We start from the raw sequence: 26,315 nt of genomic DNA on the forward strand, positions 1-26,315 counted from the left end.
CGACACAAGCCCCGCAAGGGGTGTTGCACGCGACGCTTTCCATCAATAACAAGCTTAAGCGGAGTACCACAGATGGCGTTCTTCACCGCAGCCAGCAAAGCCGACTTCCAGCACCAACTGCAAGCGGCACTGGCGCAGCACATCAGTGAACAGGCACTGCCACAAGTGGCGCTGTTCGCTGAACAATTCTTCGGCATCATTTCCCTGGACGAGCTGACTCAACGTCGCCTCTCCGACCTCGCTGGCTGTACTCTTTCCGCGTGGCGCCTGCTTGAGCGCTTCGATCACGCGCAACCGCAAGTGCGCGTCTACAACCCTGATTACGAACGCCACGGCTGGCAGTCGACCCACACCGCGGTCGAGGTGCTGCACCACGACCTGCCGTTCCTGGTCGACTCGGTCCGCACCGAGCTGAACCGTCGCGGCTACAGCATCCACACCCTGCAGACCACCGTGCTCAGCGTGCGTCGTGGCAGCAAGGGCGAGCTGCTGGAAATCCTGCCAAAGGGCAGCACCGGCGAAGGCGTGCTGCACGAGTCGCTGATGTACCTGGAAATCGACCGCTGCGCCAACGCGGCCGAACTGAATGTGCTGAGCAAAGAGCTGGAGCAGGTGCTCGGTGAAGTGCGCGTCGCAGTCGCTGATTTCGAGCCGATGAAGGCCAAGGTGCAGGAGATCCTCACCAAGCTCGATCACAGCGCATTCGCCGTCGATGCCGACGAAAAGAGCGAAATCAAGAGCTTCCTGGAATGGCTGGTGGGCAACCACTTCACCTTCCTCGGCTACGAAGAGTTCACCGTTGTCGATCAGGCCGATGGCGGTCATATCGAATACGACCAGAACTCCTTCCTCGGTCTGACCAAACTGCTGCGCACCGGTCTGACCAACGAAGACCGTCACATCGAAGACTACGCGGTGAACTACCTGCGCGAACCGACCCTGCTGTCGTTCGCCAAGGCTGCGCATCCGAGCCGCGTACACCGTCCGGCCTACCCGGACTACGTGTCGATCCGTGAAATCGACGCCGACGGCCACGTCATCAAGGAACACCGCTTCATGGGCCTGTACACCTCCTCGGTGTATGGCGAGAGCGTGCGGGTCATCCCGTTCATCCGCCGCAAGGTCGAAGAAATCGAACGCCGTTCCGGCTTCCAGTCCAAGGCTCACCTGGGCAAGGAATTGGCGCAGGTGCTTGAAGTGCTGCCGCGTGACGACCTGTTCCAGACCCCGGTCGACGAACTGTTCAGCACCGTGATGTCGATCGTGCAGATCCAGGAACGCAACAAGATCCGCGTGTTCCTGCGCAAAGACCCGTACGGTCGCTTCTGCTACTGCCTGGCCTACGTGCCGCGCGACATCTATTCCACCGAAGTGCGCCAGAAGATCCAGCAGGTGCTGATGGAGCGCCTGAAGGCCACCGACTGCGAGTTCTGGACCTTCTTCTCCGAGTCCGTGCTGGCTCGCGTGCAGTTGATCCTGCGTGTTGATCCGAAGAACCGCATCGACATCGACCCGCTGCTGCTGGAAAAAGAAGTGGTACAGGCCTGCCGCAGCTGGCAGGACGACTACGCCGCCCTGACCGTCGAAAGCTTCGGCGAAGCCCACGGCACCAACGTGCTGGCGGATTTCCCGAAAGGTTTCCCGGCGGGTTACCGCGAGCGTTTCGCGGCGCATTCGGCCGTGGTCGACATGCAGCACCTGCTGAGCCTGAACGAAAAAAATCCGCTGGTGATGAGCTTCTATCAGCCGCTGGGCCAGGTGTCTGGTCAGCGCGAGCTGCATTGCAAGCTGTACCACGCCGACACCCCGCTGGCGCTGTCCGACGTGTTGCCGATTCTGGAAAACCTCGGCCTGCGCGTGCTGGGTGAGTTCCCGTACCGTCTGCGTCACACCAATGGCCGCGAGTTCTGGATCCACGACTTCGCGTTCACCGCGGCGGAAGGTCTGGAGCTGGACATCCAGCAACTCAACGACACCCTGCAGGACGCGTTCGTCCACATCGTCCGTGGCGATGCCGAGAACGATGCGTTCAACCGTCTGGTGCTGACCGCCGGTCTGCCATGGCGCGACGTGGCGCTGCTGCGCGCTTACGCCCGTTACCTGAAGCAGATCCGTCTGGGCTTCGACCTGGGTTACATCGCCAGCACCCTGAACAACCACACCGACATCGCTCGCGAGCTGACCCGGTTGTTCAAGACCCGTTTCTACCTGGCGCGCAAGCTGGGCAGCGATGATCTGGAAGACAAGCAACAGCGTCTGGAACAGGCGATTCTGACCGCGCTGGACGACGTTCAGGTGCTCAACGAAGACCGCATCCTGCGTCGTTACCTGGACCTGATCAAAGCCACCCTGCGCACCAACTTCTATCAGACTGATGCCAACGGCCAGAACAAGTCGTACTTCAGCTTCAAATTCAACCCGCACGCGATCCCTGAGCTGCCGAAGCCGGTTCCGAAGTTCGAAATCTTCGTGTACTCGCCACGCGTCGAAGGCGTGCACCTGCGCTTCGGCAACGTTGCGCGCGGTGGTCTGCGCTGGTCCGACCGTGAAGAAGACTTCCGTACCGAAGTCCTCGGCCTGGTAAAAGCCCAGCAAGTGAAGAACTCGGTCATCGTGCCGGTGGGTGCGAAGGGCGGCTTCCTGCCGCGTCGCCTGCCACTGGGCGGCAGCCGCGACGAGATCGCGGCCGAAGGCATCGCCTGCTACCGCATCTTCATTTCCGGTCTGCTGGACATCACCGACAACCTGAAAGACGGCGCGCTGGTACCGCCGGCCAACGTCGTGCGGCATGACGACGATGACCCGTACCTGGTGGTGGCAGCGGACAAGGGCACTGCGACCTTCTCCGACATCGCCAACGGCATCGCCATCGACTACGGCTTCTGGCTGGGCGACGCGTTCGCCTCCGGTGGTTCCGCCGGTTACGACCACAAGAAAATGGGCATCACCGCCAAGGGCGCGTGGGTCGGCGTACAGCGCCACTTCCGCGAGCGCGGCATCAATGTTCAGGAAGACAGCATCACCGTGGTCGGCGTGGGTGACATGGCCGGTGACGTGTTCGGTAACGGCCTGTTGATGTCCGACAAGCTGCAACTGGTCGCTGCGTTCAACCACATGCACATCTTCATCGATCCGAACCCGAACCCGGCGACCAGCTTCGCCGAGCGTCAGCGCATGTTCGACCTGCCGCGTTCGGCCTGGACCGACTACGACACCAGCATCATGTCCGAAGGCGGCGGCATCTTCTCGCGCAGCGCGAAGAGCATCGCCATCTCGCCACAGATGAAAGAACGCTTCGACATCAAGGCCGACAAGCTGACCCCGACCGAACTGCTGAACGCCTTGCTCAAGGCGCCGGTGGATCTGCTGTGGAACGGCGGTATCGGTACTTACGTCAAGGCCAGCACCGAAAGCCATGCCGACGTGGGCGACAAGGCCAACGACGCACTGCGCGTGAACGGCAACGAGCTGCGCTGCAAGGTAGTGGGCGAGGGCGGTAACCTCGGCATGACCCAACTGGGTCGTGTGGAATTCGGTCTCAATGGCGGCGGTTCCAACACCGACTTCATCGACAACGCCGGTGGCGTGGACTGCTCCGACCACGAAGTGAACATCAAGATCCTGCTGAACGAAGTGGTTCAGGCTGGCGACATGACCGACAAGCAACGCAACCAGTTGCTGGCGAGCATGACCGACGAAGTCGGTGGTCTGGTGCTGGGCAACAACTACAAGCAGACCCAGGCCCTGTCCCTGGCAGCGCGTCGTGCCTACGAGCGCATTGCCGAGTACAAGCGTCTGATGAGCGATCTGGAAGGCCGTGGCAAGCTGGACCGTGCCATCGAGTTCCTGCCGACCGAAGAGCAGATCAACGAGCGCGTTGCGGCAGGCCATGGCCTGACCCGTCCGGAGCTGTCGGTGCTGATCTCGTACAGCAAGATCGACCTCAAGGAACAGCTGCTGAACTCGCTGGTGCCGGACGACGACTACCTGACCCGCGACATGGAAACGGCGTTCCCGCCGACCCTGGTCAGCAAGTTCTCCGAAGCCATGCGTCGTCACCGTCTGAAGCGCGAGATCGTCAGCACCCAGATCGCCAACGACCTGGTCAACCACATGGGCATCACCTTCGTGCAGCGACTCAAAGAGTCGACCGGCATGAGCCCGGCGAACGTGGCCGGTGCCTACGTGATCGTGCGTGACATCTTCCACCTCCCGCACTGGTTCCGTCAGATCGAAGCGCTGGACTATCAGGTTTCCGCTGACGTGCAGCTGGAGCTGATGGACGAGCTGATGCGTCTGGGCCGCCGTGCTACCCGCTGGTTCCTGCGTGCCCGTCGCAACGAGCAGAACGCTGCCCGTGATGTCGCGCACTTCGGTCCGCACCTGAAGGAGCTGGGCCTGAAGCTCGACGAACTGCTGAGCGGCGAAATCCGTGAAAACTGGCAGGCGCGTTATCAGGCTTACGTCGCGGCCGGTGTGCCGGAGTTGCTGGCGCGTATGGTCGCGGGTACCTCGCACCTGTACACGCTGCTGCCGATCATCGAAGCGTCCGACGTCACTGGCCAGGATCCGGCCGAAGTGGCCAAGGCCTACTTCGCCGTAGGCAGTGCGCTGGACATCACCTGGTACCTGCAACAGATCAGCGCACTGCCGGTTGAAAACAACTGGCAGGCCCTGGCCCGTGAAGCGTTCCGTGATGATGTGGACTGGCAGCAACGTGCGATCACCATCTCCGTCCTGCAACAGGGCGACGGCACCCAGGACGTGGAAGCACGCTTGGCGTTGTGGATGGCACAGCACGAAAGCATGATCGAGCGCTGGCGCGCCATGCTGGTGGAAATCCGTGCTGCGAGCGGCACTGACTACGCCATGTATGCCGTGGCCAACCGTGAGCTGCTGGACCTCGCGTTGAGCGGGCAAGCGGTGGTGCCTGCGGCTGCTGCGAATGCCGAGCTTGAACCGGCCTGAGTAGTGGTTGAATGAAGAAGCCCCGGTGTCGTGAGATGCCGGGGCTTTTTTATGCTCGTTGATGCGCTCCCTGTAGGAGCTGCCGAAGGCTGCGATCTTTTGATTTTAAAAGTCAAAAGATCGCAGCCTTCGGCAGCTCCTACAGGGTTTGAGTGTCACCACAAATCCTGTGGGAGCTGGCTTGCCAGCGATGAGGGCCTTACTTTCAATACAAGTCAGGTGCTTGTTTGTTATCCAGCATCGACACTTTATCTGTCGGCCTGGTCAATAAATTACTCAGCGACTGATCAAACTTCTGCAGCGCCCGAACTTGCACATCCTGCTGCTGATTAATATCAGCGACGATCTCTTCCGAACGTTTGAAGTCCGCCCAAACCGGTGTCAGTTCTTTGGCCTCCGAACCTTTCGCCGTGCCGATGTAATTCAACTTCGCATCATAAAAATCCGCACTCACATCAGCCTTGATGTCGGAACTGCGCGAGGTGATCAACTGGCTGTGGGTGTCGATGATCGCCACCACGTCGGGATGCGCCGCGCGCAGGCTCTGCATGTCCGGGTACACCGTGACGGAGCCGAACTGGCGTTGCAGCGAAGCCTTGACCCAGTCCACGGCCATGTCCGGTTTCGAGGTGTTGACGTAGGCGTCGTGGATCGGCTGCACCAGCAGGCTCTGGCCGAAACCGGTGCCGGCGTTGGCCTGATAGTCACGCAGGTATTCGCGGTTGGTCTGGGTGCTCGGGCTGTAGACCACGCCCAGTGACACGCCGGGACCGCTTTTCACCTGGGCGGCGCTGCTGCGGCCAACCGGTTGGGTGAACAGCGTGTCGAGGGACGACACCGCTTTCGGCGCGGTGGGTACGGAACAGGCGGACAAGGCTAAAACCGATATCGCCAGGGTACTGGCAAAGGCAAGTTTCATGGTGAGTCTCCCGTGAAGCAACTTCAGTCGGAACGTCAGAGTTGTCGCGGCTGTTTGTGACGGGCGCACGACAGTTGATTCAGACTAAACCCGCCAACCTGTAAATAAGCTGACAATTTTCCGTGTTGTGGCGATGTATTAGTTTTATTGGCTTTAAGGCAAAACGGTTAATTTCGTCCGGACATAAAAAGGCGCAAAACAGGGTTTTGCGCCTTTTTATCTATGGCTGTGCCAACAATCATCAGTTTTTCAAAGGGATCAGCACTTGTTCGTCCGGCGCCAATACCATGAACACCAGCAACTTCGCCGGTTTGCTTTTGCTGGCGTTTTTCGACACCAGATGTTCGGAGCCGGCCGGTTCGTACCAGAACTGGCCTTTCTTGTAGGTGATCGGCTGTTCGCCCTTGACCTGGGAAATCACTTCGCCTTCGAGCACATAGGCCATGGCGGTACCGTCGTGCTTGTGGGCGATCGAGGACTGCCCGGGTTTGTAGTCGACTTCGATCATCATGGCTTTCTTGCCGGGGGCGTTCTTCAGAATCTGGTCTTGCAGGACGGTGACTTTCTCGGATGGGTCGTGGGCCAAGGCGGCAGCGGACATGGACAGGGCGAGAATGGCGGTGAAGAGGTGCAGGGCTTTCATGTTCGATCACCAGTTGGGGAGGGGTGATGATCACAGTAGTCTGCGGGGTGGGGTATTCAAACGGCCAATATTCGGGAAGATCGGGTGACCAATCGGCTGCCGCCAAAAAGCAAAAGATCGCAGCCTTCGGCAGCTCCTACAGGAAACGCATTCCACTGTAGGAGCTGCCGAAGGCTGCGATCTTTTGATCTTGTTTCTAAACGATAGGGAAACTATTGAAATCCACACTATTGGCCAGACGGCTATCGATCAGGTCAATAAACCCCTGCGCCTCGGGCCGGTTGAAGTGCGCCTGCATCGCCGCTTCCGACTGCCAGCGTGCGCTCACCATCCAGCGTTGGTTGTCCTCGGGGCAGCGGTCGACCATATAGGCGTCGCAGCCCGGTGTCTGGCGCAGGGTGTCGACGATCTTCTGCAACTGCCGGCCGAGTTCTTCCGAACGGCCGGCGGCAGCGCGCACCTGGACGGTGTTGATCACTTCGTTGGACATTGCTCACTCTCCTGAATCAGGCCGGACGAATCCTGCTCATTGAGGGATAACGCCCATGCAGAATAGGCCCGCACCGGTTGATCACCAATAACCAATCGGCGGTTAATCGCGCAGACCAATCATTCACGCCACTTGTTGCAGAATGTCGCGCAGGCGATCCAGAGCGGTGTCGATGTCGAGGGTTTCGATGGCGCCGAAGCCGAAATACAGGCCGCTCCTCACCGGCTGTTGATAATAGAAAATGTCGATGGGGTATAACCCGACCTCGACCTTTCTCGCCAGCTCGATCACCAGCGCCAGGTCGACCGGCACTTTGCACAGCACCGCCATGTGGAACCCGGCACTGGGCGCTATCGCCTCCAGCCACGGCGACAGATCCGTGGCCATGCGCGCCAGAATCCGCTCGCGGCGCTGGGCGTAAATCGCGTGGCAGCGGCGGATGTGCTTGAGCAGGCAACCTTCGGCAATGAACTTGGCCAGCGCCCATTGCGGCAAGGTCGAAGCGTGCTGGTCAGTGAGCTTTTTCGCGCGGATCACCGCTTCGAGGATCGCCGGCGGCAGAATCGCGTAACCCAGGCGCAGCTCCGGCAACAGGGTCTTGGAGAAGGTCCCGACGTAGGCAACGATCTCGCGCTGGTCGAGGCTGAACAGAGAGTCCGTAGGCCGGCCTTCATAGCGGAACTCGCTGTCATAGTCGTCCTCGATGATGATCGCGCCCAACTCATACGCCCGGGCGAGCAACGCCTCGCGGCGCGCCTGGCTCATCGGCATGCCCAGCGGAAACTGGTGCGACGGGGTGACGTAAATCAGCCGCGTACCCTCGGGAATCTGTTCGACCACAATGCCTTCGGCGTCAACCGGAACTCCACTGACTGCGGCGCCGTGGCTGCCGAACAGCAGGCGGGCTGGCGGATAACCCGGGTCTTCCATCGCCACTCGGCTGCCGGGGCTGATCAGCACGCGGGTGATCAGATCCAGCGCCTGCTGCGCGCCGTTACACACCACGATGTCCTCGTCCCGACCGTTGATCCCGCGCGAAAACGCGATGTGCCGGGCAATCGCATTGCGTAGCGCCGGCAAGCCTTCGGGGACACTGTAGAAGCCTTTGGAGCCGGCCATCTGACGCATCGCATGCGACACGCAACGGCGCCAGTCGTCATGCGGGAACTGGCCCTTGCTGGTGGCGCCGCCGATAAAATCGTAACGCAGCGAGCCTTCCAGCGTCGGGTGCTGCAGGAACATCGGCAGGTTGCGCCAGCGCTCGATCTGTTCGGCGCTGGCCAGTTCGGTGTGGCTTTGCTTGCGCTGAACCTGCGCCGGACGGGCGTTGACGTAGGTGCCTTTGCCGATGACGCCGGTGAGGAAGTTTTCGTAGGTCAGTTGCGCGTAGGTGTCGGAAATGGTCTTGCGCGAGATCCCCAGTTGCTCGGCCAGCAAGCGGCTGGGCGGCAACTGGGTGCCGGCGGCCAGACGCCCGGACTCGATGGCGCTGCGCAGCTGATTGTACAGCTGGCCGGCCAGGTCCTTGCGGCCATTGATCACGACGTGAAGTTCCATACCGACGCGGCTCCGGGGGGCGATTGGGGTGTCGGCCAGATTACCGCTGTTGCCGGATCGACAATAGTTGCCTACCCGAAAAACTCCAAATTGGCCCCAACCCGTGTAGGAGCTGCCGAAGGCTGCGATCTTTTGATCTTGCTTTTGTTTGAAAAAAATCAAAGTCAAAAGATCGCAGCCTTCGGCAGCTCCTACAGGGGATTTGTGTTTGCCTTGGGTGCAGTGGTGTAGCGATATTCCGTGGAATTGGGGCTGTAAGACCGTCCGCTGTGCGCCTACCGTAAAACCACTATCCCGCATTCCGAGACCTGCCCATGTCCCCGCGTCTGGACTATTACAACGCCTCACCCAAGGCGATGAAAGCCATGCTCGCCATGGAAGCGCTGACCCGCGACCTGAGCATCGAGGCGCCACTGTTGCAACTGATCCGGATCCGCGCCTCGCAGCTCAACGGCTGCGCGTTCTGTACCGACATGCATTCAGTGGATGCGCGGCGCGCCGGGGAGAGTGAACGGCGTTTGTATGCGATTGCGGTGTGGCGCGACAGTGGCTTCTTCAACCCCCGCGAGCGTGCCGCGCTGGCCTGGGCCGAGGCAGTGACGTTGTTGGCGGAGAGTCATGTGCCGGATGATGTTTACCAGTTGGCCAAAGCGCAATTCAGTGAGGCCGAACTGGTGGATCTGACCATGGCCGTCACCACCATCAACAGCTGGAATCGCCTGGCCGTAAGCTTCCGCCAAACCCCGAGCGATTGACGTGCATACCCTGTAATTGGGGTATTTCTAGTGATTGAGGTATTCCTTGTGGTGAGGGGATTTATCCCCGATGGCCTGCGCAGCAGGCCCAAAACAATCCGACGCGGGTCCGTCAGATAAACCGAGTCAGCGGGATTGACGACTGCTGCGCAGCCGATCGGGGATAAATCCCCTCGCCACAGGTTTGTTTCCCCTTCCTCTAGGTGTGTGAGTTTCTTAGCCTCAGGTGTTTGATTCATTTATTGGTTAATGGGGATGTTCCGTTATTGGCGGGTGGGCGCTGCGGTTTGACTGAGGTGCCGAAGGTGTTACCCATGCGTGTGCCAGTTGCGGCCGGGGTCGCCAGCCCAACCTGATTCGGCGGCCGCTTGTTCACCGGCACATTCAGCGCTTCCTGATTCTTCTGCGCAGCCGCAGCACCCTCGGGATTGTTGCCCATCTGCTGGCTCAGACAATCGTAATTCGGCGCCTTGTAGCCACCCACCGTTACCTCCACACAGCCCAGCGGCTGTTCGGCGTGGGCGCTGGCGAAGGCGCTCAGCAGCAGCCCGCCGAGGGCGATTTTCCACAGTGATTTCATGCAAGCCTCCTGGCCGGCCCGAAGCGGCCGTTGTCTGCTTGCAGTCTAGTGCAAGCCTTGGGCGAATCCCGTGATGGTTTTTTTGCACCGCCCGTCACACCAGATTCATAAACAGCCATCAGGATGACGGTTTTCAGGGGTACGTCAGCCGTGCAGCGAGGCAGTTCCAGGGACGGTCTTCAGCGTTCAGCGACTCTCGTACGCCGGGTGAGTCTGGGGCTGCTGTTTGGCTGGTTCAGCGGCGGGGCGACCGCCGAACCGCTGCCGGCGGACTTGCGCATGACCCTGCACATTCCGGCGCAGGACCTGGCCCGGGCGCTGGATCAGTACAGCCACGCCACGGGTGTTGCGGTGCTGGTCGACAGTCAGTTGAGTCGTGGCCGGCGCTCGTTGGCGGTCGATGGCGAATACTCCGCTGCCGATGCGCTGCGCCGTTTGCTCGGCGGCAGCGGCCTGATGGCGCGTTACGCCCGCGACGATGCGTTCACCTTGCAGGTGGCGCAGGTCGAGGACGTGCCGTCGGCCCTGGACAAAACCACCCCGGCCAGTGCCGCTGTCAGTCGCAGCTACGCCACCGCGGTGCAAGCGGCGATCGAGCGCAACCTGTGCCGTTCGCCACTGACTCGTCCGGGCAGTTATCGCGCGGTGTTGCAGGTCTGGGTCGGGCGTGACGGCGTGGTGCAGCACAACCGGTTGGTCACCACCACCGGTGATGTACGGCGCGATACCGCGCTGGTGGAGAGCTTTCGCAATCTCAGGATCGACCGGCCGACGCCCAGCGCGTTGCGTCAGCCGGTCACGTTGCTGTTGTTACCGGAGTCGTCAGGGAAACGCATGGAATGCACCAAATGGGAAGGAGTTTCCGGGGGATGAAAGACACCGGACAAGGTTCGATGGTCCAGCTGTTCCTGACGTCCTACGAGGACTTTCGGGTGCGCTTGCGCAGGCGTCTCGGCTCGGAAGATCTGGCCAACGACGTGTTGCACGAAACCTACCTGCGGGTCGACCGCATGGAAACGCCGCCCAACCTGCTGCGGCCAAACGCTTACCTCTATCGCATGGCCCTGAACATCGCCGCCGACCGCCGTCAGGCCGATGCGCGCCTGCTCACCGGCGAGGAAGTCGAAGAGCTGTTGCAAGTCGGCGACGAGGCGCTGGACCCGGCGCGGGTGGTCGGTGGGCAAAAGGAAATCCAGTCGCTGCTCAGCGCCCTCTACGAACTGCCAGCGCGGCGTCGCCGAATCTTCATCGCCGCGCGACTGGAGGAGGCGCCGCACCTGGAAATTTCCCAGCGTTTCGGCATTTCCACGCGCATGGTCGAAAAGGAAATCAAAGCCGCATTGGGCTACTGCGCCGCGAAACTGGAAAGAAAAGTGTTTCAGCGGTTCGGTCGCGGGGCCGGAAAACCGTCTTCTGAATAGTGCCCGATCATTTCGTTGAGAATCTGCGCGTTTGAACATCTTTCGACTGACACCTGCCAAGCCATCGGCGGCCGACAATCTGCACAGCGAAGCCCACGACTGGTTGGTCCTGCTGACCTCCGGCCGCGCCACTGTGGCCGACGCCCGCGCCTTGCGCCAGTGGTGCGCGCAGAGCGCCGAACATGCTCAGGCTTTCGAGCAGGCCAAGGTGTTGTGGCACAACCTGCAGCCTGCCGCTGAAAGGCTACAGTCGCCTCGGCGCTTCGGTCGCCGGGCGTTTCTCGGTGGTGCTATCGCGGCATCGGCGGCGTTTATGCTGGTGCGCGGGACGATTCCCGGTGGCTTCGAAGGGCTCGGCGCCGATTACATCACCGAAGTCGGCCAGCAGAAGCGCTTCGAACCCGCCGACGGCGTGCGCCTGGAACTCAACACCCAGACTCGCATCAACCAGCGCGCCGGCGATGATGGTGTGCAGGGTTTTGAACTGGTCAGCGGCGAAGTCGAAGTGCAGACCGCGCGGCTGCCGCTGGCGATGCAAGCGGGAGGAGGGTGGTTGCGCGCCAGTCAGGCACGGTTCAACTTGCGCAACACCGATCAGCAGGTGTGTGTGACCTGTCTCGATGGTTCAGTGGACGTCAATGTCGATGGTCGCAGCCTGCGTTTGCAGCCGGGTGAGCAACTGACCTACGACGCGCAGCAAGTGGGCGCAGTGCAAAGCGTCGACACCGCCGCAGTGATGAACTGGCGCCAACAAGTGCTGGTATTCAACGGCACGACCCTCAGCCAGATGGTCGACGAGATCAACCGCTACCGCCCAGGCATGCTGCTACTGCTCAACCGCGAACTCGGCCAACGCCGCGTCCAGGCCCGCTTCAGCCTCGACCAACTCGCCGGCGTCGCCCTGCTGATCCGCGACGCCTACGGCGTCAAATGCACTGAACTGCCCGGCGGCGTCGTCGTCCTCAGCTAACAATCCCGCCAAACCCACCACCCCCTGTGGGAGCTGGCTTGCCAGCGATGACGCCTAACAGCCAACCACCTCTCCAACTGACCAAACCCAATCCAACTGTGGGAGCGAGCCTGCTCGCGAAGACGACCTCACAGCCAACCAATCCCCAACTGACTGCCCCAATCCCATGTAGGAGCTGCCGAAGGCTGCGATCTTTTGATTTTGATTTTGCAGTTCAAAAGATCGCAGCCTCCGGCAGCTCCTACAGAAATCTCCGATATGCAGCGATTTCGGCATAACCCGCACGCATCACTCCAACGGCCCCATCACCTGCCGATACCGCTCCACCCCCTGCGCCGTCTCCCGCGTCAACCGAACCTCCAACCCCAACGGATCCTCCCGCCGATTACCACTCAACTGCCGCCACCCCTTATCCACCTCCCAAACCCGCACCTGCACATCACTCACACCCTGCAACACCGCCACTCCAGCCCCCGGCGCCGGCAACGGATAACGACTGCGCGCCTCAGCCACCGCCCGATACAAGGTATCCCCCTTGACCCACCAACGCACCCGCTGCAAAGCCCCAGGCTGATCCGCCGCACGGCGAATAATGTCCAGCCGAAACCCCTTGCTGTCACTACTGCGCACCGTCAGCGCAGGCGGCGCACTCGGCGGCTCATCATCCACGCCAACCTTCTTCGGCTCACTCAGCTCCACACCCGCGCGCATCTCCACATCACGCTGCAACTGATTCAACGCCCGCAACAAACCGTCACTCTGCTCACTGCTCGCCTGCAAATGACTGTCCGCCCGCGTCACACTGTCCAGCCCGCGCCAGGCAATCAAACTGACCACCGCCATCAGCAGAATCGCGACCATCACCTCGATCAGGGTAAAGCCCCGTTGATCGCTCATTGCACACTGATCCTTCCACTAGCATCCCGCAGCACACTCAGTCGATTGAGCCCATCAGACAGGGTCAATTGCAGCGGCGGATTGATCCACTCGGCGTTGAGCACCACCTTCTGCTTCGGCTCCACCCGCACCTCCAGCTTCGGACTCTGCCAGGTGCGTGGCCGCAACTGCGGATCATCCTTGAAATGCTCAACCCCCCGGCCACTCTCACTGCGCCGACTGAAGCGAAAGCCCTTGCCATCACTCAGCCACACAATCGGCCGGCCATCGGCGCGGGCCTCCGCCTGCGCCACCTGCAGCAACTGCGCCACGCGCTCAGCGTCCTTGCGCAGCAACTGCAGCGGATCCGGCTTGATACTCAGGCTGATCGCCGCACTGGCGATCCCGATGATCACCAGCACCACCATCAACTCGATCAGCGTAAAGCCCTGTTGCTTGCCCACCTTCATCGGTTGCGCGCTCCGTTGCGTCCTGCCCCGTCCCAAAAAAACATCCTGCACGGCCAACATGTAAGGCGTGTGAAATAAAACCGTGAGAATTGCCGCGTAGCCTGTCAGCAGGGACTAAAAGGAGATTCAGCCCATGATGCTCACCACCCGCATATCCCCCCCGCAAACCGTCCAGGCCCTCGCACTGCTCGCCGCCCTGGTCGGCGTCGCGACCTGGTCGTCGCTGCTCCTGACCTCCGCCGAATCCCACACCCCACCAGCGCCCCCGCAAATGCTCGCGGCGCGCAGTGACAGCCCGGCGCTGCAATGGTTTTCCAATCAAACGGCGCCGGTGGATATCAAGGTGAGCGGGGTGATGGCGGGGAGTCGCGGGGCGGTGGCGATTTTGAGTTTGAACGATGGGCCGCCGAGGAGTTTTTTGCAGGGGGAGAGGGTGGGGCCTGGGGTGAAATTGGTGGCGGTGGAGGGGGATGGGGTGGTGATTGAACAGGGTGGGGAGAGGGTGCGGTTGGAGGTGGAAAGGTTGGCGGAGGGGCCGCCGTTGTCGCCGCTCATCCGGCCTGAGTAGAGCCTGTTCTTCCGCTTCCAGGAAATGACCATTTGTCATAAAGCCCCACTCACCTGTCAGATATGACAGGTGACAGCCGCTCTGCATCAAGCCTTCAATCATCCCGTGTCTGCATGGCTGAACAGAAGTCTTCGCCTTGCATAACTAATGATTGCCTGACAGTGGGCCGGGTAACTCGAGCGCCTGTTCGAAGCTTGAGATCAAGGCGGAGCATCATGCAAATCAAATGGACGCGGGTCAGGGCGTGGCTGTTGGTATTGCTACTGTTCAATAGCCTGGGTGAAGCCGCAACCGGCCCGGAAATCGCACAATTGCTCAACAAGCGCTATCAAAACGTGCAAGCAGAGTGTGTGGGCGGCAACCCGGCGTATTTTTGCAGCGGCGTCATGTTGCATGGCAGCGCTCCGATGAGCGAATTCTGGAAACACGATGATGTAGCCACGCAATTGGGGGCGGAAAGTTTTGTCTATCTGCGCGCCGATTTGGGTACGCAGACATTGCCGTCAGCCAACGGGGTGGTGTTCAGTGATTCGTTCACGGCTATCGGCAAGGACCAGCCACTGGATGTCCTGTGCGCCTATCCTTTCGCGTTCATACCTGTTGGGAGCCATGCGGGTTTCGGTTGCGGCCTGTCAACTGCAAGTCGACAGGCCGCCGACGCGAGCTCTTGCGCAAGCGAGGGCGTAAGTGATTCAACGAGTTGGTTGGCGCACTTCGAGCAACAAGGCCGACAACCGACAAAGCAATGCTCGTTGAGCAGCCTCAATCCCACGTTATTCAAGGCCAGCCTGGTGGCGCATCAAGGCATCGACAGCGATTGGTCGGCCCGACCTACTCAGTTGCAGATACGAAACTGGGACGAAACCGCACCCAAGAAAATCCCGATCCAGGCGCTTTTTTACGATACGAATCAATCAGGTTCGTTGTTCGGGGCACAGAGAGATCAGTATGACTACTTTGCAACTACCGGGGATTGGCTGCCAATTCTGCGAATGGATTTGACTCAGGCAGACCGTGCGGTATTCGGATTCAATCAGCAGGATCAGTTGTACATCGGTTATCAAGTGGCCGATAAACTGAATGCAAGGTATGCCGACACCACGCCAGCCTGTCGTGGCAACACGCCAGCCTACGAGTGCAATGGCGTGTTGATCAGAGTGACAAGTGCCTCACCGGACTACCATGCGTGGAACCCAAGCCCGGGATCTGTAGAGCGAAACGGCGTGTCATTTTCCTATATTCGAGAAGATGTCGGCACCAAGGGCTTCTTGTATGCGAAAAGCCAAGGTTTGATTCTCAAGGAAATGGCGGCACCCACCGGTTTTCCCCTTACCGTGCGCTGCGCCTATCCGTTTGATGCGGCAACCGATCACCGGAGCGACAGTTGCAACGAGTACGAGGAGTTACCCATTAGCAAGCCGTGTGTGGAGCAAGGTGTTATCGATATTACAACGTGGCGCGTTTATTACGATGAGTTGAACGGGGCTTATGGGCGCCATTGTAGTTTCGGTGCAAATCAATCCGAATTTGCGATGAGTGTTGATGTTAGATCTCACCTTCCTGATCCGAATATGCGCAGGCTTCATAACGAGGTCATCATCGCCGCGTGGCCCCAGAACATTGCGACGCAGCTCCCCATTCAAGCCTTTTTCCATACAAGTGAAACGGCGTTAACGAGCGCGCGCTTTTTTCAGCGCGATTACTTTCAGGAGACGGGGCAGTTCTTGCCTATTGTCCGGGTGAACTTGAGTGGCTCTGATGGTCGCACCTTTGTTTATGAACCTCATGACCAAACCGCTCAAGTTCCCATACTGCAAGTGCCACACGCATCAGATGTCGAGGCCAGTGTGACCCTGGCCGCTCTCGACGCCAAATCAGGTGTACGGGTGAGCGTTGCCTACCCTGGTATGAATAAGGACCAAAGCATTCAGTTGATAATGTCCGGCACGCCGGGAGCCGGCTCCCCGACGATTCCACCCATGCCGGGTGCGGAGAGTGGGAGTGCGGAGCTTTGGATTGATTCTGAGGCCATTGCTGCCAACGTCGGCAACGCCACTAAAAGCTTCATGCTCAAGTACGAAGTCACGGAAGGCGACAGTAAAACCGCGTCGGGCACGCTGACTGTAAACGTCCTGCCGTTACCTGCCGCGGAGCTGGATAAACTCAGCATCGTGCAGGCTGAGGGCGATCAGCTGGATCTGAGCAAAGTTACGGAGGGCGGTACTCTCCGGGCGGGAGTCTGGGCATTCATGCAGGCTGGTCAGCCTGTTTGGCTGGAATTGAAAGGCAGGACTGCCACGGGTGCAGAGCACAATCTTCAAGTGTGGAAGGTCCCTGGCGCGGCAGTGAATCAGAGTTGGATTAATACCGGCCAATATGTTCGGACCGTGCCATACAGCTATCTTGAAGGGCTGGGAAACGATAGCTTGCTGGAGCTGCATTACAAGTTGGCTTTGACTATGAGCCAAGTCAAAGCGGACGCTATTGACGGGCCAGTGAAACGGTACAGGATCAAAGCGGTGGATGTTGCGAAACCTTCTGTTAACCGGTCGCGCGCTCCGTTGCGGCCAGCCCGTTCCCAAAAAAACATCCTGCACGGCCAACATGTAAGACGTGTGAAGTAAAACCGTGAGAATTGCCGCGTAGCCTGTCAGCAGGGACTAAAAGGAGATTCAGCCCATGATGCTCACCACCCGCATATTCCCCGCGCAAATGGTTCAGGCCCTCGCACTGCTCGCCGCTCTGGTCGGGGTGGCGACCTGGGCGTCGCTGCTCCTGACCTCCGCCGAATCCCACATCCCACCAGCCCCCCCCCACAAATGCTCGCGGCGCGCAGCGATAGCCCGGCGTTGCAGTGGTTTTCCAACCAGACGGCGCCGATGGGCATCAAGGTGAGCGGGGTGATGGCGGGGAGTCGCGGGGCGGTGGCGATTTTGAGTTTGAACGATGGACCGCCGAGGAGTTTTTTGCAGGGGGAGAAGGTGGGGCCTAGGGTGAAGTTGGTGGCGTTGGAGGGGGATGGGGTGGTGATTGAGCAGGGGGGGAGAGGGTGCGGTTGGGGGAGGGGGTGGAGATGCCTAGGTTGGTGAGGCCGTGATTTTCGGGGTTCTCGTCATTACGAGAGACTACTTTCAACTCTAAGCTGCTAGCTAACTCACACTCATGCTCTAACGCTAAGTTTCCTTGAGCCACATCAGCAAGTTGCTCGAATGACTCGATAGTGAGGCTCAGGCAGGCTTCCCGGCGTTGGCGCCAAAGCTCGCTTTTCTAGCGGGACTATGGTAGTGACTCCTGGGAGGCGCATGACCGAAACAAGTACTCCTTCGTGCTCAGTTATTTCAATGGTAAATTGATCTTTAGCCGTCGTATCCAGTATCTCGCTCGGCTCAGTGCAGAGAATACACCACCAGTTATCGCCTCTCCCTGGCCGCCGAGCGAAAGCTCGAGCCTCTCCCACGCGATCGGAAACTGCGACGTCATAAAAGTGCTTACCTAGTTGCTCAAGTCCAATCTTCAGTAGCATACGAACCACTGCCAATGACTCCGATACTTCAGCAATTAAATGAAACTGGCAGACTCGTCCCCGTTCGACGAGATTTCTCAATTGGTTGTTTCGCGGTTCGAGATGAATGATTCCAGATGCTCCCGATGCCTCCACTTCGCCAAGCTTGGTATCCATTCGAATGAAGCGTCTTTTCTTCGAAGGCACTCCTTGCAGAAGGCGGTACCCACTAAACGGGAAGCTCTGCACCGCCTTAGACTCAACTTTTTGCCCAAAGTATTGATTGCAGCGATCACAGGTAACTCCCGGTCGGCCAATTGGGGAATATTTTCCACCTAACGACTCTGGGACAATGTGGGCTACTGACGAGCTCCCACTGCTGTGACAAAAAATGCATGAGAGGTGGGGCGGCATCTTTATATGATCCGAAGAGATTTAGACGACACCTAAACTGTGGTGTCGCTCGAATGAATATGACTGAGCACTGACAAGATAGCTAACGGGCGGATTGAATACTAGTTTTGCTTATACCCTGAACACAACGTGGTTTTTCAATGCGCAGTTGCACAGGCTGCATTGAGCTCCTCACCAAAAATCCGCAGTTGAGCCCGAAGGACATGGTCCTGTTCATCGAAGCACTGCTTCAAGATATAAAGATAGTTGTTCTGCTCCCTGTAACCAAAAGGTTCTATTAGGTTTGCTCGCATCACTCTAGTCAACGGCGCTAGGTGGGCATATTGTTCCAAGTTCTGTAGGGTGGTGAGCACCACGCAAAGCAGTTCGTCTTTGAGTCGACGGGGTACGCGCGGCGAAATAAGGATCGTTCGGATAACACGGCCTGTAGCTTCTGCGGCTTGGAAGGAAATATAAACATGACTGCCTTCACGCTGTTCCCGATGCAGTAGGTCACCAGGCTTTGTTAGAGCCTCGGCGTCCCTCACCCACACCGTAGTAGTGTCAACGATTTCGTACAGGAGATAACCCAGCGGCGTTGGGAACTCGTAGCTTTCGTCTTCTGGCCGAACTTCGCGAGCGCGATCGACTAGGCGGCTGGCGAAATAAGGCATGTAGGGGAGCCACAAGTGATCGGCGACACGTTGATGCAGGCCTTCTAGGATCATGATCCTGAAGAAAAAAATTCCCGCATAAACTGGGTCGTGGTGCTTTCCAACATCTTGAAAGGTCATCAACCGTCCATTGAGCTTTCTTTCAAGAACTTCGTCCGTGTCAATCCGCGCGAGTACTGCCTCGCCGACCGACCGATAGACCCCGAGACGAGCAGCCACATCAACATCTACACAATAGAACCGCAGGAGTCGATTCTCAGCAGGAAGCGCAAGGCGGTGTCCTCCCTCGCCGAAATTGTCGTTGTTATTGAGCTCGCTATAAAAGATGCTGGCCTCATTCGCCAATAGAGCGTTGAAGAAATCGTCTTGAAAGCCTCCTGCAAGACGTGTTGCGCGTTCCATGATTTCCATACAAAGGTACGGTCTCGTGATTGCGAGGTGTCCGGCCAATCGACGGGATGACAGCAGTCGTTTCAAAACGATGACAGCACGGCGCTGCACCCGCTGCGAAGAACCGACAACGTCGGCAACCCATTCGCGAAAGCTGAACCATTTGCGAAATAGCCATTTTGTCGGAGCCCCTTCACCCAACAAGAAGGAGCCGTCGTCTCGGAAGACTACTTGGAACTCGGGATGCGGTGGTCGGATGATGCTAGCTAAACGACTTCGAACGCTTGTCGACGCTGCTAGATTTAGCGCTAATGCGAGATGACGATGGAGCAATTCAGTGAGCTCCTCGAGCTTCCCTGCGTGCAGGAGCGACGTTGTCAGATCATCGAAGAGCCCAAGATTCCAGCGAGTCAGCTTAGTTTTACGTGATCGCCAGTAGATAAAAACAGCCAGTAGCAAGAACAACAGGTACTGGGTAGCGCTCTTGTCGAAACCCCACAACCAAGGTCCAAGGGTTGGGAACCCAATCGCGACAAGTACGGGCTCGAAAGCCCGTGGATGGTGAGCAGTATGGCAGAGATGACCAGCCAGTCAGCCCAGTCAAGGCTTAACCGAAAGCTGAGCTTTGCAGTGCTAGGTACGACCGACCACACTGCAGCAATTAGGCCCAGCATGGTGAGTAGTGCACTAGTGTCGATGCCTGCAGGATTCATATGGTGATCCAAAATTCGGAAGTGGCTGAATGGGTGCAAACGCTTGGTTGAGGTGATTTCTGCATGATGAGGAACTTCACCGTCGTCACTGGGCTGCTGGTGACATAACAAGGTAGGGGAAGGATCTGTTTTCTGAATAATAGATCCGTCTCTATTTTGGATCCCAATTTCGCTTATTTTACGGTTCCATTGCTACTGCATACTTGCGCCATTGGGCAGGAAGCATCAGGGGGGGAGGTGTTTTATCGAGCGAATGACATTAATTTGGATATCCATACAGCATTGTCCTGGTTGGGCTGAGATTGTTGCGTCATAGCTGCCCTATCTGGAGGTTATTCATTATGATGGCCATCGAATACGGCTCGCTCGGTCAGAAATGCGCCAGTTAGGAATGCAAACGAGGGGGCTAGGGAAGGATATGGCAGAGACACAGATTGAGTGGACGGACTCCACATGGAATCCAGTAGCTGGCTGCTCCATCATTAGTGCCGGGTGCAAGAATTGCTATGCCATGGAGATGGCGCGTCGACTCGAAGCCATGGGCACTCCGAAGTACGTGGGGCTGACCCGTAAAAAGAACAAGCGAATCGTCTGGAACGGCACCATAGTCGAAGACTACGACGCTTTGGCGATCCCTTACCGGTGGAGAAAACCGAGAAAGGTATTTGTGAACTCCATGAGCGACCTTTTCCATGAGAAAGTCAGCGACGAGTTCATTGTCGCCGTCTGGAAGGTCATGCGAGAAACCCCGCATCACAACTACCAGATTTTGACCAAGCGGCCAGAACGGATGAAGCAGATCCTCAATGAAGTCATCATAGAGGTGCTACCCAATGTGTGGCTAGGCACCTCTGTTGAAGATCGTGATGCTGCCGGGCGCGTTCAGTTTCTGAAAGACACACCTGCCCAGATCAGATTCATCTCCTTTGAACCATTGATTGGCCCCGTAGGCATCATTGATCTCTCGCAGATTGACTGGGCTATTGTCGGCGGTGAGAGCGGGAATAAAGCGCGGCCTGTGAAAGAGGGTTGGATTGATGAGATCTACACCCAGTGCCTAGAAAGCGGCACAGCGTTTTTCTTTAAACAGTGGGGGACATGGGGTAAAGATAATGTCCGACGTTCGAAAAAAGCTAACGGTCGTGAGTACCGTGGCAAAACTTGGGATGAGATGCCTGTAAAGCTGGTGGGCATGGCCTAGTAGAAACACCGTAGCCTGACAAGGAATATCCATGGCTAAGAAGAAGTATGATTGGGAAGAAGGTGCGACTCTTGAAGAGCACTCAAGGAAGAAGCATCAAATACTTCGCGATTATTTTTATCAGTACGTAATCACACGATGCAAGCACCCGCAGGTTAGAAAGTTTCGCTTGGCTGTGGTAGACGGCTTCAGTGGCGCTGGCCGATACAAATGTGGCACTGCCGGTTCACCTATCATCTTTGTGGAGGAGCTGAGTAGAGCGTTAACTGACATAAACACCTACAGGGCAATTAACAATTTACCTCTTGTTGATATCGAGTGCAGCCTGTTCCTGAATGACGCTGAAAGGATGGCAATTGAAATTCTGGAAGGAGTACTGAATCCGATTATTCTTCACCATAGTATCTCGAACAGCCGGCTTAAAATCCAAGCCCGTTACTCGACCGAGTTGTTCGAACACGCTTATCCAAGAATAAGAGCCCAAATCAAGTCAGAGAAATATCCGAATATCATCTTTAATCTCGATCAGTGTGGACACAGCCATGTTGACACTGCGACCTTGGTCGACATGATGAATCTGAATGAGTCGGTGGAGGTTTTCTATACCTTCGTCATCTCTTCTTTGCTGGCCTTCCTGAAGCAGCATGATCCAAAAACGCTGTCGAGCCAATTGGCATACTTGCAGCTAAGCAGCCGGGACTTCGAGATCCTTGAAGAGAAGCAATCGAGGACAGCATGGCTCGGCGTGGCGGAAAACATTGTCTTCGAAAACTTTAAGAAATGTGCAAAATTTGTCAGTCCTTTTTCAATCAACAATCCTAGTGGTTGGCGATATTGGTTAATACACCTCGCCAATTCGTATCGTGCTCGCCAGGTTTACAATGACCGGCTCCATCAAAACAGCGAGACTCAAGCTCATTTCGGCAGATCTGGCCTTGGCATGCTTGCGCACGACCCTAGTGAAGGAAAGACGCTTTACCTCTTCAATGAGTCGGCTAGAGATCAGGCAAAAGACCAGCTCAGGGAGGACATTCCCAAATTCCTCCATGACTCGGCACCCGCCTTATCCGTTAGAGATTTTTTCGAAAGGATCTATAACAACACTCCAGCCCATAGCGATGATATCAATGCTGCGCTACTAGGTAGCAACGAGATCGAGATTCAAACTGCTACCGGTGGAACAAGACGCAAGGCCAGCCAAATCCATACGACGGACATCATCGCTTTCAAAAAGCAACGAAGCTTCTCCTTCCCCAAATGAGGTGGTGTCGGCCATGGAGCGGCATGATGAGGCCGATCACCACCCTTTTGTTTCTGGGGTCACTTTCGACGCTCGCAATGTATTCACTTGATCCAGAAACTCTTTTCCGTGCGTTAGGGGCATCTGGATATCGCAATACGAAAAATGGGGGCTGACTTTTTTGCAACTCAACATATCTAAGGAGTGAGGTTTTGATAGAGAAATTAGTCGAGTTGTTACTTGGAAAACTGTGGCCCACCGTAACGGCTACCGCAAAGGATGCGCAGGTACTTTTTCAATCAAATGCGTCTTTTCTGGAGGTGATGAAAGCCAGATCAGACATCTGCGGTCGGGCATGGCTGTTCGGTGTGATCGTGGCTATCGGACTGGGCGTTTTAGGGTTGCCCGCCCTGAGATCTGCAGGTGTGAAACCGAGTCTCGAACTTGCCGGTGTGATGACACTGATGAACTGGTTCTTGATAGCAATTTATGGGGTGTGCTTCGGCATTGCAGCTCGTCTGTTAGGAACATTTCGCAGGATGATGGTGAGTGTTAACACTTTTTTCTTTCTCTCAGCCTGGCTTGTTGTACTCAAGCTCTTCGAGATGCCAGCCCTTGGTGCGCGTTTCACAGCGATTGCTCAAAGCTGCACGTTAGATGGCTACGAGATGGCCGTGCAAACGGCTATCCGGGGTAATCAGATGGCTTACAACTCAGACTGGTTCGTAGTCTTCGGCTACATAGGCTTTGCATATTTGATAGCTCGTATGCAAAAGACGCTGCACGATTTTGGATGGATGCGGACCGTGTTAGCAACAATGCTAGGTATGGTGTTTTTAGGCACAGTAGCCGGGTACGTTCAAGGCCCAATCATTTCTCAGTTAATTTGCAGCTATGGCCGAGACCTGTAGCAGGTAGATGTCATAGATTCTGCAACAGACATCTGGGGGGCGGATTATTTGTGCTCAGAAAATCAACATGCCCTCTGTCATATTGGAAGTGTGGAGCCTTTTTGCATGAAGCTAAATACGCCGCAAATATATCATCTTGATCTATTTGACGATCGCCCATATCGACTTATTTCGAATGGGTCGGCATGTAAATTCTCAAAACCCGCGAGTACCAAAAAACATCCAAAACTATACACGTTGTCAGCGGCCGGAAAGCTCCTCTACGTCGGGGTCGCGTCACAGCCGATGTCTTCGCGCCTTTCGTTTGGTTTTCGGGCTAATGGTAAGGGTGGCTATCATGGGTACAAATGGAAAAACTTAAGACACAAACTGACGCTAAGTATTTGGACTGCAGAACACGAGGGTAATATCACGACTCTACGAGATCTGGAGACAGTAGAGGCGGAGGTCGCTTTTCTGTGCAGGCAACAGTCTGGTCAGTGGCCAGAGTTTCAACACGAAATTCACTTCTATCCTTCGCTCCTCATCCATACGGAAGCAGCCCAAGCTATTTATTCCAACGCTATTCAGCAGAGCACCTAAAAAGAAAGCGGGAAAAGAAAGGAAAAAATTAATCCGTCACCTTTTCTGATCAAAACAGCCTGATGTCGATTTTTTTCAAAGCAAAAACAATCAATCTAGTTTTGGTACGGATCTGCATTAGGCGGGAGGCGACAGATTGATGGTCGATAAACATCAACGTTTAAAAAGACATCTCCTGACACTCTCTCAGGCTACACACCCTTGCGCCTTTGCCTACAGCTACGCCAGAATCCGCCGGCTTGTGCGCTTTGTACCTGGTCTTTATCGTCTACGTGTCGCTGGCAACCCAGTGACCGGGTTTAGCGACCCGACCAGGTATAAGTGCAACGACGCTCCAGTTTGTCGCAGACGTTTGCGACGACGATATGGTGGCTGTGCGTGGGAGACCTTCGGGTCTGCCGGGTCTTATACCTCTCGGTTCGCTAACCCGCGTACAGCTGCCACCCTTACTTGTTTAGCGACGGGTTTTGGTGGTTCCACCAGGTATAAAAATGGAGCTTCACCATGATCAAACCAACACCCAACCCACCCGAAACCGCCTCGGTTTCCCCCTACGAATCCATCGATTCCAAAAAACTCCACGAAGCCGCCGACCGCGCGCTCGACCATTACCTCTGTCCGCCCGGTGCCACGCCGCCGCCGCGTAAAACCCGTGGGATGTATGCCGTGACGGCGGACAACAAAACCGAAGAGCTGCTGGTGGATGCCAGTGAGACGCTTGCTTCGGCCAAAAACATCGCGCAGAACATTGCCAGCCTGGTGCCGGTGTCACAGCGTCGGGCGCTGTTGGGGATTGCGCAGTTGATTATGCTCGGGGAGTTGGCGGTGAATCGGGCTTTGGATAATTTGCAGTTGCAGGGGTGATACGCGTATCAGGATCAGCTGGTGATTGATCTTGTGTCAGATCTGGCGTCTTCGCGAGCAAGCTCGCTCCCAAAGGGATTTATGTTGATCACAGATTTTGTGTAAGTCGCTGGAACCGGTGGGAGCCAAAGACAGAGGGGACGGATTTATTGTCAGAAAATAAATCCGTCCCCTCTGTCGCGTTTGCTGATTTTGGCTCTGCATTCCCTTGAAAACGGGAAATGCAGCTACCGCTGAGGTGGCCCGTTATGCAATCGCCACATCTTTTGGTGTGAATGTATCGCGCGCTACATTACCGATGGTGTTGGTCGTGTAGGCATCGAAACTTCCGCCAATCAAGCCTCCCAGCAGCGGCACGGCTTTGCCAAGATTGATCACGCCTTTTTCACCAAACTTGGTGAACAGCTTGAAGCCGACCTTTTTGTTTATCTCTATCAAAGTCTTACCGGAAATCGACTTCACGGCGTTCATCGCAAGTTTGTTGCCCACGGCAATACCGATGTCTTTCAGCACTTCTTTGGCGGAGTTGGCGGTGAGACAGGCGAAAACGAGGGTCTTTACCTTGTCATCCCTCACGTCGTAGCCACCTAGGTGAGCGATGGCGGCGATCATGCGAATTTGTACGAAAAGCACACTTGTGATGTTGGCGGGCAACGCTACGGGCAGTGTAATTAATCCACCCAAGCCGGTAATGAAGCCTGAGGTGGCCGATTTGGTGTTTTGCCAGCGAATCAGTGAGTTAGCTTGATCGTAAGCAGAGCTTTCTTCCTTGGCGTAGCTGGCTGCGAGCTCCTCGGCGGAATCAAGACCGGAGAACCCATTCACAGATCTCTCGTAGGCCCAATCAAGGACCTGCATTATCTTTTCTTGACTTATCAGTTCCATCTTCAGTCTCAGCGCATGAATAGTGGCCTTATGATGCCATGTCTGCCGGCTTATTTGCATCACTTTGCTTTGAACAAATTCCCTCCAAATACTTTCGCCGCCGCGCTGATGGCATAACTCCACTTTTTAAATACTCGCCCAGCCCCCCCCCGCGATTACATGCTGCGGGACAGAGGGAACGCATTTGCGGGCTCGATAAACGCCAACGTTTAAAGGCAAAGTCAAAAGATCGCAGCCTTCGGCAGCTCCTACAGGGGACGATTCAACAGGGTTTCCAGGCGGGCCAGGGGCGGGGCGTCCTGGTTGCGGTCGAAGACTTGGATGGCGACTTTGAGCAATCGGCCATTCTCTGCCGCTGCGATGGCTTGTTCGCAGCGCAATAACAGGCGTCCCTGATCACAATCAACCGCTTTCAAACCCGTCGGCAATCGACCTTCCAGTTGCAGTTCCGCCATGCGTGTTTGCGCTGCGATCATGGCAATTGAGCGATCCCGCAGAACTCCGCTGCTTTGGGTCATTAGCCCGGCCACGCGCACAGCCGCCGACATCGCTACGGCAATGATCGCCAGCGCCACCAGCACTTCAATCAGGGTGAATCCGCTTTCTCGGGAGCGCGCAGGCATAAATGGCCCAAAACCAGAACACAGCCCTCGACCCTAACCCCCGTCCTTGACGGCTTGACGACGAAAACTCCCGAGGATTTTCAACATCCCTGACATATCTTCTTGCAACACTGCGCGTCG

Annotated in this window: 23 protein-coding genes and 1 pseudogene; 13 read left to right on the forward strand and 11 right to left on the reverse strand. The window is 56.9% G+C overall.

The window, feature by feature from the left end:
* Positions 1–72: 72 nt before the first annotated feature.
* Positions 73–4,968: an NAD-glutamate dehydrogenase gene (locus ACM6HV_RS27060; RefSeq protein ID WP_414905749.1), complete on the forward strand. Its 4,896-nt coding sequence runs from the start codon at positions 73–75 to the stop codon at positions 4,966–4,968.
* A 205-nt stretch (positions 4,969–5,173) separates the two neighbouring features.
* Here the strand turns inward: ACM6HV_RS27060 and ACM6HV_RS27065 are convergent, their stop codons facing one another.
* From ACM6HV_RS27065 to ACM6HV_RS27080, 4 genes are all read right to left on the reverse strand, one after another.
* Positions 5,174–5,887 carry an ATPase gene (locus tag ACM6HV_RS27065; protein ID WP_414905750.1) on the reverse strand — a complete coding sequence of 238 codons (714 nt, stop codon included), beginning with the start codon at positions 5,885–5,887 and terminating at the stop codon, positions 5,174–5,176.
* Positions 5,888–6,128: 241 nt separating this feature from the next.
* Entirely contained in the window at positions 6,129–6,530 is a 402-nt protein-coding gene (locus ACM6HV_RS27070; RefSeq protein WP_414905751.1) for a cupin domain-containing protein, read from the reverse strand.
* Positions 6,531–6,726: 196 nt separating this feature from the next.
* Positions 6,727–7,020, reverse strand: a complete 294-nt coding sequence (locus tag ACM6HV_RS27075) for a putative quinol monooxygenase (RefSeq protein ID WP_047293918.1) — start codon at positions 7,018–7,020, stop codon at positions 6,727–6,729.
* A gap of 123 nt (positions 7,021–7,143) precedes the next feature.
* Complete coding sequence (locus ACM6HV_RS27080; RefSeq protein ID WP_414905752.1) at positions 7,144–8,577, reverse strand: PLP-dependent aminotransferase family protein; 1,434 nt, start codon at positions 8,575–8,577, stop codon at positions 7,144–7,146.
* Here ACM6HV_RS27080 and ACM6HV_RS27085 point away from each other — a divergent pair.
* Together ACM6HV_RS27085 and ACM6HV_RS27090 are read left to right on the forward strand one after the other, a co-directional pair.
* Positions 8,566–8,808: a hypothetical protein gene (locus ACM6HV_RS27085; protein ID WP_414905753.1), complete on the forward strand. Its 243-nt coding sequence runs from the start codon at positions 8,566–8,568 to the stop codon at positions 8,806–8,808. The genes ACM6HV_RS27080 and ACM6HV_RS27085 overlap by 12 nt on opposite strands.
* An 83-nt stretch (positions 8,809–8,891) precedes the next feature.
* The gene (locus ACM6HV_RS27090; RefSeq protein WP_174376880.1) at positions 8,892–9,332 is read left to right on the forward strand and encodes a carboxymuconolactone decarboxylase family protein; all 441 of its coding nucleotides are present in this window, start codon (positions 8,892–8,894) and stop codon (positions 9,330–9,332) included.
* Between the two features lie 235 nt (positions 9,333–9,567).
* Here the strand turns inward: ACM6HV_RS27090 and ACM6HV_RS27095 are convergent, their stop codons facing one another.
* Positions 9,568–9,912, reverse strand: a complete 345-nt coding sequence (locus tag ACM6HV_RS27095) for a hypothetical protein (RefSeq protein WP_414905754.1) — start codon at positions 9,910–9,912, stop codon at positions 9,568–9,570.
* A 207-nt stretch (positions 9,913–10,119) separates the two neighbouring features.
* Here ACM6HV_RS27095 and ACM6HV_RS27100 point away from each other — a divergent pair, with 207 nt between their 5' ends.
* The 3 genes from ACM6HV_RS27100 to ACM6HV_RS27110 are packed head-to-tail and all read left to right on the forward strand — an operon-like array spanning position 10,120 to position 12,303.
* Positions 10,120–10,785, forward strand: a complete 666-nt coding sequence (locus tag ACM6HV_RS27100) for a secretin and TonB N-terminal domain-containing protein (protein ID WP_414905755.1) — start codon at positions 10,120–10,122, stop codon at positions 10,783–10,785.
* Complete coding sequence (locus tag ACM6HV_RS27105; protein ID WP_414905756.1) at positions 10,782–11,333, forward strand: RNA polymerase sigma factor; 552 nt, start codon at positions 10,782–10,784, stop codon at positions 11,331–11,333. Before ACM6HV_RS27100 ends, ACM6HV_RS27105 begins: the two co-directional genes overlap by 4 nt.
* A gap of 31 nt (positions 11,334–11,364) precedes the next feature.
* Positions 11,365–12,303: a FecR family protein gene (locus ACM6HV_RS27110; RefSeq protein ID WP_414905757.1), complete on the forward strand. Its 939-nt coding sequence runs from the start codon at positions 11,365–11,367 to the stop codon at positions 12,301–12,303.
* A 288-nt stretch (positions 12,304–12,591) separates the two neighbouring features.
* On the opposite strand, the gene ACM6HV_RS27115 is transcribed toward ACM6HV_RS27110, so the two are convergent.
* Both ACM6HV_RS27115 and gspH read right to left on the reverse strand, forming a co-directional pair.
* A complete protein-coding gene (locus ACM6HV_RS27115) occupies positions 12,592–13,200 on the reverse strand; it encodes a prepilin-type N-terminal cleavage/methylation domain-containing protein (RefSeq protein ID WP_414905758.1) in 609 nt (202 codons plus the stop codon).
* Positions 13,197–13,649, reverse strand: a complete 453-nt coding sequence (gene gspH / locus ACM6HV_RS27120; protein ID WP_414905759.1) for a type II secretion system minor pseudopilin GspH — start codon at positions 13,647–13,649, stop codon at positions 13,197–13,199. The genes ACM6HV_RS27115 and gspH overlap by 4 nt, the downstream gene beginning before the upstream one ends.
* A gap of 133 nt (positions 13,650–13,782) precedes the next feature.
* Here gspH and ACM6HV_RS27125 point away from each other — a divergent pair, with 133 nt between their 5' ends.
* From ACM6HV_RS27125 to ACM6HV_RS27135, 3 genes and pseudogenes are all read left to right on the forward strand, one after another.
* Positions 13,783–14,217: a type II secretion system protein N gene (locus ACM6HV_RS27125; protein ID WP_414905760.1), complete on the forward strand. Its 435-nt coding sequence runs from the start codon at positions 13,783–13,785 to the stop codon at positions 14,215–14,217.
* A 215-nt stretch (positions 14,218–14,432) separates the two neighbouring features.
* Positions 14,433–16,841, forward strand: coding sequence for a hypothetical protein (locus tag ACM6HV_RS27130; RefSeq protein ID WP_414905761.1), 2,409 nt, complete (start codon positions 14,433–14,435; stop codon positions 16,839–16,841).
* A 55-nt stretch (positions 16,842–16,896) separates the two neighbouring features.
* A pseudogene (locus ACM6HV_RS27135) lies at positions 16,897–17,314 on the forward strand (type II secretion system protein N).
* 96 nt (positions 17,315–17,410) lie between these two features.
* Here ACM6HV_RS27135 and ACM6HV_RS27140 read toward each other — a convergent pair.
* A complete protein-coding gene (locus ACM6HV_RS27140) occupies positions 17,411–18,133 on the reverse strand; it encodes an HNH endonuclease (RefSeq protein WP_414905762.1) in 723 nt (240 codons plus the stop codon).
* 137 nt (positions 18,134–18,270) lie between these two features.
* The gene (locus ACM6HV_RS27145; RefSeq protein WP_414905763.1) at positions 18,271–19,677 is read right to left on the reverse strand and encodes a hypothetical protein; all 1,407 of its coding nucleotides are present in this window, start codon (positions 19,675–19,677) and stop codon (positions 18,271–18,273) included.
* Between the two features lie 630 nt (positions 19,678–20,307).
* On the opposite strand from ACM6HV_RS27145, the gene ACM6HV_RS27150 reads away from it, so the two are divergent.
* The 4 genes from ACM6HV_RS27150 (at position 20,308) to ACM6HV_RS27165 (ending at position 24,687) form a co-directional block, all read left to right on the forward strand.
* Complete coding sequence (locus ACM6HV_RS27150) at positions 20,308–21,090, forward strand: phage Gp37/Gp68 family protein (RefSeq protein WP_414905764.1); 783 nt, start codon at positions 20,308–20,310, stop codon at positions 21,088–21,090.
* 31 nt (positions 21,091–21,121) lie between these two features.
* Positions 21,122–22,351, forward strand: coding sequence for a three-Cys-motif partner protein TcmP (locus tag ACM6HV_RS27155; protein ID WP_414905765.1), 1,230 nt, complete (start codon positions 21,122–21,124; stop codon positions 22,349–22,351).
* A 191-nt stretch (positions 22,352–22,542) separates the two neighbouring features.
* Positions 22,543–23,241, forward strand: coding sequence for a hypothetical protein (locus tag ACM6HV_RS27160; RefSeq protein WP_414905766.1), 699 nt, complete (start codon positions 22,543–22,545; stop codon positions 23,239–23,241).
* A gap of 1,086 nt (positions 23,242–24,327) precedes the next feature.
* The gene (locus ACM6HV_RS27165) at positions 24,328–24,687 is read left to right on the forward strand and encodes a DUF6124 family protein (RefSeq protein WP_414905767.1); all 360 of its coding nucleotides are present in this window, start codon (positions 24,328–24,330) and stop codon (positions 24,685–24,687) included.
* Between the two features lie 246 nt (positions 24,688–24,933).
* Here ACM6HV_RS27165 and ACM6HV_RS27170 read toward each other — a convergent pair whose 3' ends face one another.
* Positions 24,934–25,572 (reverse strand): EcsC family protein, encoded by a 639-nt coding sequence (locus ACM6HV_RS27170; protein ID WP_414905768.1) that lies wholly within the window; start codon positions 25,570–25,572, stop codon positions 24,934–24,936.
* A gap of 248 nt (positions 25,573–25,820) precedes the next feature.
* Positions 25,821–26,195 (reverse strand): type II secretion system minor pseudopilin GspI, encoded by a 375-nt coding sequence (gspI, locus tag ACM6HV_RS27175; RefSeq protein WP_414905769.1) that lies wholly within the window; start codon positions 26,193–26,195, stop codon positions 25,821–25,823.
* Positions 26,196–26,315: the final 120 nt, after the last annotated feature.

Source organism: Pseudomonas sp. IT-P260 (assembly GCF_949768395.1).
GTDB classification, from domain to species: domain Bacteria; phylum Pseudomonadota; class Gammaproteobacteria; order Pseudomonadales; family Pseudomonadaceae; genus Aquipseudomonas; species Aquipseudomonas parakoreensis.